Origin of the sequence: Streptomyces sp. NPDC060184, assembly GCF_042728795.1 — a bacterium.
Lineage (GTDB): Bacteria > Actinomycetota > Actinomycetes > Streptomycetales > Streptomycetaceae > Streptomyces.
This window is the reverse complement of sequence record NZ_JBHWYX010000026.1, coordinates 63578-75290: the sequence shown is the minus strand read 5'-3', so window position 1 is coordinate 75290 and position 11713 is coordinate 63578. Positions and strand designations below refer to the sequence as shown.

At 71.3% G+C, this 11713-nt stretch carries 8 protein-coding genes; 4 read left to right on the top strand and 4 right to left on the bottom strand.

Going from position 1 to position 11713, the window contains the following annotated elements; translation table 11 throughout:
- Window positions 1-93 precede the first annotated feature (93 nt).
- The 4 genes from ACFWEE_RS18920 to ACFWEE_RS18905 all read right to left on the bottom strand — a co-directional run bounded on the left by ACFWEE_RS18920 (window position 94) and on the right by ACFWEE_RS18905 (window position 3899).
- Complete coding sequence (locus tag ACFWEE_RS18920) at window positions 94-726, bottom strand: lactate utilization protein C (protein ID WP_386890439.1); 633 nt, start codon at window positions 724-726, stop codon at window positions 94-96.
- Window positions 723-2291, bottom strand: coding sequence for a lactate utilization protein B (locus ACFWEE_RS18915; RefSeq protein WP_386890438.1), 1569 nt, complete (start codon window positions 2289-2291; stop codon window positions 723-725). Before ACFWEE_RS18915 ends, ACFWEE_RS18920 begins: the two co-directional genes overlap by 4 nt.
- Complete coding sequence (locus tag ACFWEE_RS18910; protein ID WP_386890436.1) at window positions 2288-3058, bottom strand: (Fe-S)-binding protein; 771 nt, start codon at window positions 3056-3058, stop codon at window positions 2288-2290. The genes ACFWEE_RS18915 and ACFWEE_RS18910 overlap by 4 nt, the downstream gene beginning before the upstream one ends.
- A 115-nt stretch (window positions 3059-3173) precedes the next feature.
- Entirely contained in the window at window positions 3174-3899 is a 726-nt protein-coding gene (locus ACFWEE_RS18905; protein WP_386890435.1) for a FadR/GntR family transcriptional regulator, read from the bottom strand.
- 257 nt (window positions 3900-4156) lie between these two features.
- On the opposite strand from ACFWEE_RS18905, the gene ACFWEE_RS18900 reads away from it, so the two are divergent.
- From ACFWEE_RS18900 to ACFWEE_RS18885, 4 genes are all read left to right on the top strand, one after another.
- Entirely contained in the window at window positions 4157-5077 is a 921-nt protein-coding gene (locus ACFWEE_RS18900) for an AEC family transporter (protein WP_386890434.1), read from the top strand.
- A gap of 94 nt (window positions 5078-5171) precedes the next feature.
- Window positions 5172-6152: a DUF2510 domain-containing protein gene (locus tag ACFWEE_RS18895; protein ID WP_386890432.1), complete on the top strand. Its 981-nt coding sequence runs from the start codon at window positions 5172-5174 to the stop codon at window positions 6150-6152.
- 123 nt (window positions 6153-6275) lie between these two features.
- Entirely contained in the window at window positions 6276-7109 is an 834-nt protein-coding gene (locus ACFWEE_RS18890) for a Cof-type HAD-IIB family hydrolase (protein ID WP_386890431.1), read from the top strand.
- Window positions 7110-8027: 918 nt separating this feature from the next.
- Window positions 8028-11663 carry a LamG-like jellyroll fold domain-containing protein gene (locus ACFWEE_RS18885; protein ID WP_386890429.1) on the top strand — a complete coding sequence of 1212 codons (3636 nt, stop codon included), beginning with the start codon at window positions 8028-8030 and terminating at the stop codon, window positions 11661-11663.
- Window positions 11664-11713: the final 50 nt, after the last annotated feature.

Here is an 11713-nt window from a genome sequence, read left to right as displayed (position 1 = left end):
GGGTTGTGGGGGTGCCGGGTCTGGGGGGGGGGGGTGGGGGGGGGGGGGGGGGGGGGGGTCCTCCGTCCGCCGCGCCCGGCCGTCGCGTGCGGGTCAGACGTCGGTGCGGATGACGACCACCAGCGTCCGGGGGCCGTGCACCCCTTCGACCCGCTCCAGTTCGATGTCGGAGGTGGCCGAGGGCCCGCTGATCAGGGTCGTCGGCCGCTCCGGGACCAGCCGCGCGACCGCCTCCGGCACGCCGACCTCCACCGTGGAGAGGTCGACCACGCACACGTGCAGGTCGGGGACGAGGGAGAGCGCACGGCGTCCCTGGCCCTCGGAGCCGTCCAGGAAGATCGTGCCGGTCTCCGCGCAGCTGACGGCGGACGCGGTCACGACGCCGTCGAGCTCGCCGAGCGTGGGCGCCGGGATGTCGGCGGAGTCCCGCTGCACCTCCCCGTCCCAGGCGGCCAGCCACCCGGCGTCGAGCCCGGCCGGTACGCCGATCCGGCGGGCGCCGCGCTCCCGCAGCACCTGGGCGATCACCTCGGCGGTCCGGTCCGCGGTGCAGCGGTGGACCCGCGCCTTGTAGTCGACCAGCCGGTCGGTGAGGAGGTCGAGCCGTTCGGCGTCGGGGAGGGTGCGTCCGGTGCGGTAGTCGCGCGGGACGGTGACCGGGCGGGCCGGGGCGAGGGCCAGGGCGTCGCGCACCCGGCCGAGGACGGTGTCGCGTGCGGTCGTCACTTCTCGTCCTCCGTGGAGTGGGTCGGGCGGTCCGCGTCGGTGGCGCCACCGGTGGCGACGCCCTCCTCGGCCGCCGCCTTCATCGTGGCGGCGCCTTCGGCGGAGGCCAGCCAGGAGCGGAACGTCTGCTTCGGCGGTGCCGGGGTGTCCCGGCTGTCGCTCCAGCCGTCGAAGGGCGCGGGGACCCGCCCGATGGTTCCGTCCTTGCCGGCGACGACGCGGCCGAGTCCGGCCGCCTTCTGGGCCGCCGTGAAGAGCTTCGGGCTCTTCATCACCGTGGCGGCGGCCTTCATGGCCAGCTTCTCCGCCGTCGTACCGGACTGCTCGGTGTTCTGGTGCCGGAGTTCGACCAGCAGCGACGGGATGTCGATCTTGACCGGGCAGGCGTCGAAGCAGGCGCCGCAGAGGCTGGAGGCGTACGGCAGCGAGCTGTTCGGGTCGTCCTTCGCGGCATGCATCCCGGCGAGCTGCGGGGTGAGGACCGCGCCGATCGGGCCGGGGTAGGTCGAGCCGTAGGCGTGTCCGCCGGCGCGTTCGTAGACCGGGCAGACGTTGAGGCAGGCGGAGCAGCGGATGCAGTTCAGGGCCTCGCGTCCGACCTTGTCGGCGAGCGCGGCGGTCCGGCCGTTGTCGAGCAGCACCAGGTGGAACGCCTGCGGGCCGTCGCCGGGGGTCACCCCGGTCCACATCGAGGTGTAGGGGTTCATCCGCTCGCCGGTGGAGGAGCGCGGCAGGAGCTGGAGGAAGACTTCGAGGTCGGCGTAGCGCGGCAGCACCTTCTCGATGCCCATCACCGTGATCAGGGTGTCGGGCAAGGTGAGGCACATCCGGCCGTTGCCCTCGGACTCCACGACGGAGAGCGTGCCGGTCTCGGCGATGCCGAAGTTGGCGCCGGAGACGGCCACCTTGGTCGTCATGAACTTCTCGCGCAGATAGGCGCGCGCGGCGGCGGCGAGGTGCGCGGGCACGTTGTCCAGGCCGGGGTCGACGCCGGGGATCTCCTTGAGGAAGATCTCCCGGATCTCGTCGCGGTTGCGGTGGATCGCGGGGACCAGGATGTGCGAGGGCTTGTCGTGGGCGAGCTGCACGATGAGTTCGGCGAGGTCGGTCTCGTACGGCGTGATGCCGACGGATTCGAGGTGCTCGTTGAGGCCGATCTCCTGCGTGGCCATCGACTTGATCTTGATGACGTCGCTGCTGCCGGTCGCCCTGATCAGGCGGGTGACGATCTCGTTGGCCTCGGCGCCGTCGCGCGCCCAGTGGACCGTGCCGCCGTGTTCGGTGACCTTCGCCTCCAGCTGCTCCAGGAGTTCGGGCAGCCGGTTCATGGTGTCGGTCTTGATCGCCGCTCCGGCGTCGCGCAGCCGCTCCCAGTCGGGGAGTTCGCCGGTGACGCCCAGCCGCTTGGCGCGGATGGTGCGGGTGGCCTTGCCGAGGTTGCGGCGGAGCTGGTCGTTGCGCAGTTCGTCGTGGGCGGCGGCGGGGAACTTCCGGTCGCCGCGCAGGTTGCCCGTTCCGTACGGGGAGCGGGGCGGGGCGGCGGGCATGCCGAGGAAGGTGCTCATACGGCGGCGGCCTCCGTCGGGGCGTAGGGCGCGGTACGGGTCGAGGCGAGGATCTGCGCGAGGTGCAGGGTGCGGGTGCCGGACTTGATGCGGTGGAGGCCGCCGCCGATGTGCATCAGGCAGGAGGAGTCGCCCGCGGTGCAGACGTCGGCGTCGGTGGAGCCGATGTTGCGCATCTTGTCCTGGAGCATCGCGGAGGAGGTCTCGGCGTTCTTCACCGCGAAGGTGCCGCCGAAGCCGCAGCAGGAGTCGGCCTCGGGCAGCTCCACGAGGTCGATTCCGTCGACGGCGCGCAGCAGCCGCAGCGGCTTCTCGCCGACGCGGAGCATCCGCAGCGAGTGGCAGGTGGGGTGGTACGTGACGCGGTGCGGGAAGTACGCGCCGACCGAGGTGACGTCGAGGACGTCCACGAGGAACTCCGACAGCTCGTACGTCTTGGACTCGACCGTGGCGACTCCGGCGCGCAGCGCGGCGTCGCCGTAGCGTTCGGCGACGATTCTGTGCTGGTGGCGGACCGAGCCCGCGCAGGATCCGGACGGCATGACGACCGCCTCGATGGAGGTGTCACCGAACTGCTCGGCGAAGTTGCGGACCAGCGGTACGGGTTCGCGCTGGTAGCCGGTGTTGACGTGCATCTGTCCGCAGCAGGTCTGTCCCGGCGGGAACACCACTTCGTGGCCCAGGCGGGCGAGCAGCACCGCGGTGGATTTCACCGCCTCGGGAAACAGGGTGTCTCCCAGACAGGTGGCGAAGAGCCCGACGCGCATGGAGCCTCCTCGATCGTTTTCTACGTCCTTTGTATGGTCGGACCATACTCTCCATGGGTCTCCGAGTGAAGTTCTCCGCCCCGGGAGCGGTGCGCGTCCCGGGCGGGACGGCGTCCTACTCCTTGTCGTCGACGAGCGTGCCGTGCAGGCTGCGGATGTGGCGCTCGGCCAGGTCGGCCGCCTCCGCTCCCCGCCCCTCGCGTACCAGCCGGAGCAGTTCGACGTGTTCGGCGTTGAGCGCGGCGGCGGTGGCCGGCCAGTCCTCGGCCTCCTCCAGCGCCCGCAGGATCAGCGGCCGTACGGACTCGCGCACGGCGGAGGTGAGGGTGGAGGTCAGGGCGTTGCCCGAGCAGCGGGCGATCCGCACGTGGAAGCGGGTGTCCAGGTCGTTGAAGGCGGTGACGCCGACGCCCGGCTCGGCCATCCCGGCGACCAGGGCCTCGGCCTCGTCGAGATCCTCGTCGCGGGCGTGGGCGGCGGCGGCTTCGAAGCCGGACCGCTCCAGGACGACCCGCGCCTCCATGACGTCCTCCAGGCTGTAGCTGCCCAGCGCGAAGTGCAGCCGGAGCAGCCGCCCGAGCGCGTCGTCCGGGTTGCGCACGATCCGCGCCCCGGAGTCGGGCCCCCGGCCGGGCTGGGCCACCAGGACGCCGATGGTCTCCAGCACCCGGAGCGCCTCGCGCAGGGCGGACCGGCTGACGCCGAGCACCGGGGCGAGCTCGCGCTCCGGCGGCAGGCGGTCGCCCGCCTTGAGCTCACCGGCGAACACCCGCTCCTCGATGCTCCGCAGGACGAGTTCGTGGGTACGGGACTGCCGTACGGGTTCCCATTCGACGGGCATCCGCCACTCCCTGCTCGGGCCGGTCGCACCGGCGGTCCGCGTCCGCCCCGGGGGTGGCCGTCGCCGCCCGGGCCCCCGGATCACTGTGGCCCGACTATGTCACACACGCTCTGTGGTCGGACCAAAGAGCGGGAGTGATCGGTGACGCCTTGTGCGGCGAGGCCCCCGCTCCGTAACGTTGCGTGTATGCCACACCGAAAATCGCCGGCCCGCGCCGCCTTCCGCCCCGCCCCCCTCCACTCAGCCGGTGACCGCCGGTGACCGGTGTTCTGGAGGGTTTCGGCGTCATCGCGAGCATCATCGCCGTCGGCTATCTGATCGGCCGGTCGGGCCTGCTGGGCGAGCACGGGCAGCCCGTACTCACCCGGCTCTCCTTCCACGTGGCCTCACCCGCCCTGCTGTTCACCACGATGTCCAAGGCCGACCTGTCGGTCATGGTGTCGCTGCCCCTGCTGGTGACCGCGCTCTCCACCCTGGTGGTGGCGGGCGCCTTCGTCGCCGTCGGAGCCGTACGCGGCTGGAGCGTGGGCCGTACGACGATAGGCGCCCTCTGCTCCTGCTACGTCAACGCCGGGAACCTCGGCATCCCCATCGCCGTGTACGTGCTGGGGGACGCCGGCCTCATCGCGCCGATCCTCCTCTTCCAGCAGCTGGTCGTCTCCCCGGTGGCCCTCACCGTCATCGAGACCTCGCGCCCCGGCGAACGGGACTCCCTCGTCCGGCTGCTCACCACGCCGTTCCGCAACCCGATCGTCCTGGCCTCGCTCGCCGGGGTCCTGGTCGGCGTCCTGGGCCTGCGCGTCCCCGGGCCGGTACTGGAACCGGTGACGCTGATCGCCGGCATCGCGGTGCCGGGCGTCCTGCTCGCCTTCGGCATCTCGCTGCGCGGCAGCGAGGTTCCCGGCCGCGGCAAGGACCGGGGGCCGGTGCTTCTCTCGGTGGCGCTGAAGAGCTTCGCCCAGCCGCTCACCGCCTGGGCGCTCGCCGCCGGGGTCTTCGGGCTGGAGGGCGCGCCCCTGTTCGCGGTGGTGGTGACCAGCGGTCTTCCGGCCGCCCAGAACCTCTTCACGTACGCCTCGCACTACGGGACGGGCGTGCGGCTGGCCCGGGAGTCGATCCTGCTCTCGACGGTGCTCGCGGCGCCGGTCACGGTCACCACGGCGGCCCTGCTGGGCTGAGCGGGCGGGAGGCCGCGGAAGCGCCGCCCGGTGCTGAGAGAAAGAACACCAGCCATTTCATGTGATTCTCACTCAGTCCGCATACGGTACGCCTGTGAACCAGACGAGCCCGCCCGGCTGGCATCCAGACCCCGGGTATTCAGGAATAGGCCCCGCGCAGGAGCGCTGGTGGGACGGCACCCAGTGGACCGACCAGCTCCGCGTGGCACCCGCCGCCGTCCGTAGCCGCCGTATCCGCATAGGCGTCGGCATCACCGTCGGCGTGGTGGTTCTCGCCGCCGTCGGCGGTGGCGCGTACGCGCTGGGGCACGACGACGGCAAGCAGTCCGCCTCCTCGGTCGCGCGCTCGGACGGCCCGCCGTCCGGCGGCACCGGCCGCCAGGGCGCACCCGGCGGCAGCGGCGAGAGCGGCGGCGGTGAGAGCGGCGGCGGTTTCGGCGGCGGCCAGAACGGCGGGGGCGACGGCGGAAGCGGCCAGAACGGTGGCGGCAGCGGCGGCCAGGACCAGGCGCCCGAGTCGCCGCAGATCCCGACCGAGGACGGCTACGCGACCGATGCCGCCAGCGGCATCAGCCTGCCGGTGCCGGACGGCTGGACCGGCGAGTCCGGCACGGTCGGCGCGAGCCTGACGACCGGCGAGTACGCCTGCCCCGGCGACACGAGCCAGAGTTGCGTGCGCGGAGGCGTGTTCTCGGCCCCCGCGGCTGCTCTGAAGAACACGGAAAAGACCGCCGAGGCCGCCGCGAAGAAGGACATCTCGGTCAACGCCGAGGAGTCCTACGGATCGGACATCTACGAGGGCATCACCTCCCACCAGCAGCTCAAGTCCGAGGCCGTCACCGTGGCGGGCCAGAAGGGCTACCTGGTGCGCTGGAAGGTGGTCACGAAGAAGGGCGACGACGGGTACGTCGAATCGCTCGCCTTCCCCTCCCCCAACAGCAAGGACCTGATGGTGGTCGTCCGGTCCGGGTTCGACATCAACGCCCAGGCACCGAAGCTCTCCGTGCTGGACACCATCACCAAGGGCATCAAGGCCGCCTCGGTGGGCGGCTCGGGCAGCGGGCAGACCGCGTAGTCCGAAGGGGCCGCGTGGGCGGCGGCGGTGTCCGGCCACCGCCGCCCGTCCACCCCGCCCCGCGCCCGGCGTCGGGGCATGGTTACGTTGCGGGTGCCACACCCCACCGACCTCAGGACCGCCATGCACACCCGACGCGACACGCGTCCGCCCGCCCACCCCGACATCCGGCTCATCGTCACGGACATGGACGGCACCCTGCTGGACGCCGACGGCGGGGTACCGGCGGGCCTGTGGCCCCTGCTGAAAGAGCTGCGCCGCCGCTCCATCGTCTTCAGCCCGGCCAGCGGACGCCAGTACGCGACGCTGGCCCACCTGTTCGAGGGCGCGGACGAGGGCATGGTCTACATCGCGGAGAACGGGGCCCTCGTCGTACGCGACGGGGTGGAGCTCTCCTCCGACCCGCTCGACCCCGCCGTCTCCGCCCGGCTGGTCACCCGCGTCCGGGAGCTCGCCGCGAAGGGCGGCGACGTCGGCGTGGTGGTCTGCGGGAAGCGCTCGGCGTACACCGAACGCGACGACGACGCGTTCCTCGCCGAGGTCGCCAAGTACTACCGGGCCCACCGCGTCGTGGACGACGCGACCGCCGTCGACGACGAGATCATCAAGGTGGCGGTCCTCGACTTCGGCGGGGCCGAGGAATCCGCACCGGCCCTGGCGGAGTTCTCCGGCACCCATCGCGTGGTCGTCTCGGGCAAGCACTGGATCGACGTCATGAACCGCACCACCGACAAGGGCGTGGCCGTGCGCCGCCTCCAGCGGGACATGGGCATCGGACCGGAGCAGACCATGGCGTTCGGGGACTACCTCAACGACCTGGAGATGCTCGACACCGCCGACTGGTCCTTCGCGATGGCCAACGCCCACCCGGACATCCTCCGCCGCGCCCGCCACACGGCTCCGGCCCACACCGAGGACGGCGTCCTGCGCACCATCAAGAACGTGCTCGGGATCTGAGACCGGTCCCGCCGACGGGCGACGGCGCGCGGTCCGGACAGCCCTCGGCCGGGCCGGGCATGCCCGGCTTCTCCGTCGACCCGGCCCAGCAAAAACGCGCGCGGTTGTCGGCGCACCCCGCCAGAAGTCGCGGAACAGCCGGTGAATCCGACACGGTGGCGCGCCCGACCACCCGCCATACCCTGGCCCGTCGGCCGACGCGCCCCTTTTCCCGTTCTCCTGCCGCTCCGCTCCGGTGACTTCGTAGGGGCTTTCCCGAGACACGACTGAAGGACTGTCCCGCAATTCCTGGCGGATCGACGGCGGGCATCGGATGCGGTGCATCGCGCGTCGGGGAGACGCCCGAACACCGGGCGTATTCGGGCTTTTCGACACCGCACCGAGACACCGAAGCCGCCGTCGTTCGGCCGCCAGGAATCGCGGGACAGCCCTTGGCCCACCGGACCCCCGGCGCACGCCCGGCCCACCCCCTCCCGGCTCCGTTGCCCGGCTCCGTCGCTCGTCGCACGTCGCCCGTCGCCCCGCCCGGACGGAATTCACTCTTCATTCACCTTGATATTCACGCGAATTAACGCCTCGTTCGACATTCTTGCGCGCGTAAAACATCACAGTTTCCAGCATTCCCGACACGTGGAAGCAGCACATAGTTCCTCCTGCCCGAAATCCCTTGCCTTTCGATGATCTTGAGGTGTGTGATGTTGACCGCCTTTGGCCGACAGGGGCACAAGTGGCGGAAGAGTGGGGCTGATCGTGTCGAGCAATTCACTGCACCAACGAAGATATGGACACCGGGGGCGAATTGCGGCCCTGCTGAGCGCGGCCCTGCTGCTGGGTCCGCTGTCCCTGGCCGGAACGGCCCGGGCGGCCTCCGCGGACACGAGCACGGGGGCCGGCGCCGAGAGCGCCGCGGACCCTGTGGTGAGCGAGTCGCAGAGGGCTCTCGCCGAGGCGAAGAGCAGCGGCGACCGGGTCGAGGTGGCCGCGGAACGTACCGCGACGACCTCCGTCTACGCCAACCCCGACGGTTCCACGTTCACCATGGAGGAATCGGCCGTCCCGGTCCGCGTGGCCGCCCGCGGCGGAGGCTGGCGGACGCCCGACGCGACGCTGACACGGCGGGCCGACGGGATCGTCGTCCCGACGGCACCCGCCGTCGCGATGGAGTTCTCGGGAGGCGGGACAGGCCAGCCGCTGGTCCGCATCGAGAAGGACGGAAAATCGCTCGCGCTCGACTGGCCCGAGGCCCTGCCGAAGCCCGAACTGGAGGGCGACAGCGCGCTCTACCCCGAGGTCCTCAAGGGGGTCGACCTCCGGGTGACCGCCTCCGTGGAGGGCTTCCGCCACGTCCTGGTCGTGAAAACTCCGGAGGCCGCCGCCCAGCCGGAACTCCGGCTAATCGCATACGGGTTGAAGACCGAAGGGCTCCGGTTGGCCCAGCAGGACAACGGGGCGTTCCAGGCCGTGGACGCGGACGGGAACTGGGTGTTCCGCGCGCCACGGGCGCAGATGTGGGACTCCGGTGGTTCCGCGGACGCCGCGGGCGCACAGGCCCTGAGCGCGCCCGGCGGCGGGACCGGAAGGGCCGCGTCGGCCGTCGCGTCCGGTACGGCGTCCCCGACGGGGAGCACGACGGCGGACGAGGGCCGGGCGGTCGCCGCCGGGGGCGGAACGACGACGGAGCCGGCCGCGGGCGACGTGGTGAAGCCGATGACCGTGACGGTCGGCCAGGACTCGCTCACGGTGGCCCCCGACGCCGACATGCTCGACTCCACCTCGGCCGACCGTTTCCCGCTCTACATCGACCCGACCGTCACCTGGAACGAAGCCGAGCGCACTCTGCTGCGCTCCGACGGCTACGAGTCCTACGGGTGGTCCAACGACACCGACAACCAGGGCCGCGGAGTCGGCCAGTGCGGCAGTTGGAGCGGCTACTACTGCGGGCCCGGGTACACGCAGCGTCTGTACTTCGAGTTCTCGCCCGCCAGCCTGAAGGGCAAGCGGGTCCTCGACGCGACGTTCCGGGTCACCGAACCGTGGGCGTTCCAGTGCAGCCCGCGCTGGGTGCAGCTCTACCGCACCAACAACATCTCGTCCGCGACGACGTGGGCGTCCCGCCCGGCCCACTTGGACCTGGTGGGCGACCGGAACGTCTCGGCGGGGCGCGGCTCCTCGTGCGACCCGGACACACCGGCCGCGCCGATCGAGTTCAACGACGACCCCGCCGAGAGCTACGAGAACCTCACGCCGACCGTGCGCTCGTTCGCGGAGGGCAAGTTCTCCCGCCTGACGCTGATGCTCAAGGCCAAGGACGAGGGCGACACCTCGGCGTGGAAGAGATTCCGCAACGACGCGGTCCTGTCGGTGAGTTACGTGGGCCTGCCCGCCCAGCCGACCAACCCGACGGTCGCCTCCACGTGCGAGACCGACCCGGCCGACCCCGCGTGGATCTCGGACACCACACCCAGCATGAGCGCGCAGGTGCAGACGATGGCCGGGGGCGAGGGCTCCGCGACGCTGCGGGGCTACTTCTACGTGCAGCGGAAGAACGCCGACGGCACATGGTCGGTGGCGACCGAACCCGTACGTCCGTCGAGCGGCTACGTCGGGGACAACGCGAAGGTGACCCTGGACTCACCGGTCACCCTGGCGCAGAACACCCTGCACCGGATGGCGGTCTTCACCCGCTCCTACTACGACGACGGCGCCCAGATCCAGAGCAACAGCACGGTGACCACCAAGGGCTGGTGCTACTTCCAGGTCGACTCGACCAGACCCAAGGCCCCCCAGGTGACCGTGCCCGCCGGTGCGCTCTACCCGATCTGCCCCGACGACGGCGACGGATGCGGCTCGGCGACCGGAGCTCCCGGCCAAGCGGGCCAGTTCACGTTCACCAAGAACTCCGCGGACAACAACATCGTCGCCTTCGAGTACAAACTGGCCACGGACACCAAGTGGACCAAGGTGACCGCCACCTCGTCGGTGACCCGCTCGGTCAAGCCCGCCCTGTCCGGGGTCCAGGTGCTGTACGTCCGCGCGGTGGACAGCGTGGGCACGGGGCAGTCGGGTGAGACGAAGACGATCCGGTTCAACGTCTCCGAGGGACAAGGGGCCTCCGGTCGCTGGCACTTCGACGACGGAGCGCCCAACTCGGGCATCCTGACGGCCGCCGACTCGGGCGTGGCGCCGGGTACCCGGCACGCCCTGACCCTGCACGAGAGCGGGTCGGGCTGGTCGTCGTTCTCCCGGACCGGCGAGGGGGGCCGCTCCCTCTGGCTCAACGACAGCACCGACACCACCCGCCAGACCGGTTACGCCGAGGCCGACGGGGCGGTGGTCAACACCGCTTCTTCGTTCACCGTCTCCGCCTGGGCGTACGCCCGGGACAGCACCGCGTTCCGGACCCTGGTGTCGCAGACGAGCAGCGACAACCGGGGGTTCTCCCTCTACTACTCGCCGGGGGTTGGGCGTTGGGTGTTCCTCTTCCACTGGTACGAGAACGGGGTCCGCAAGTACGTCGGGTCCAACGCGAACGCAACCCCCGGTCTCACCCTGAACGCCTGGACGCACGTGGCCGGTGTGTACGACGGTGATCAGCACACCATCAGCGTGTTCGTGAACGGCAAGCGGCAGGGCGACCCCGTCGAGGTCCCGCAGGCCGGCTGGCCCACCGCCGTCGACGGCAGACTCCAGGTCGGCCGGGCGGGTCTGCAGTACGGCACCTTCAACAACTACTGGAAGGGCCGCATCGACGAACTCGCCCTGTTCCAGCAGGCACTGCCCGACCCCGAGGTCGCCAAGGAAGCCAAGTTGCTCCGTACCGACGGCACTTCGCGGGCCACGGAGCTGATGGCGGCATGGCAGCCGGAGGGCAGCACCGGGACCGCCGCGGTGGCCGACACGCTGAGCGGCTACGACCGCTCCCTGGCACTGAACGGCGGGGCCTCGGTCGTGGACGGCGAGATCGTCCTCGACGGCGTGAACGACTCGGTCACCACGGCCGGCCCTGTCGTCGACGACCGGGAGTCGTTCACGGTGAGCACCGAGGTCGAACTGAACACGGCCGTACTGGACTCCAAGAGCGTCGGCTACACCGCGCAGGTCCTGGGCCAGCGTTCCGCGGACGGGTCTTCGTGGGGCCTGTGGTACGAGAAGACCGGCACCGAGGACTACTTCGACGACGACGGCAATCTGCTGCAACGCTCCTCGGGACTCTGGCGGTTCGGCCGGCTCGGCGCCGACGGGGTGTTCAGCGCCGTCGACTCGGACGAGGTCGCCGCGTCCGGAGCGGTCCGGCTGACCGGGGTCCACGACGCGCAGGAGGGGACACTCCGCCTGTACCTCGCGACCACGCAGAACGACGTCGACACGCCGTTCACAGCGGTCATCGGCTCGGGCGACTTCGCGGCGGGCACCGGCTACGTCGACGGCGCGTGGGGCCACTACCTGCCGGGCCGGATCAGCGACATCCGGATCTGGGCGGGTGCCGCCGCGGACGGCACCCAGGTCGAGGAACTGCTCGGCGGCCCCGGCTCCGAGGCCCCGGACGACGTCTGACCCCTGTCCGCCCGCGGACACCGGGACCGACCGGACCACCCCGTCGGGCC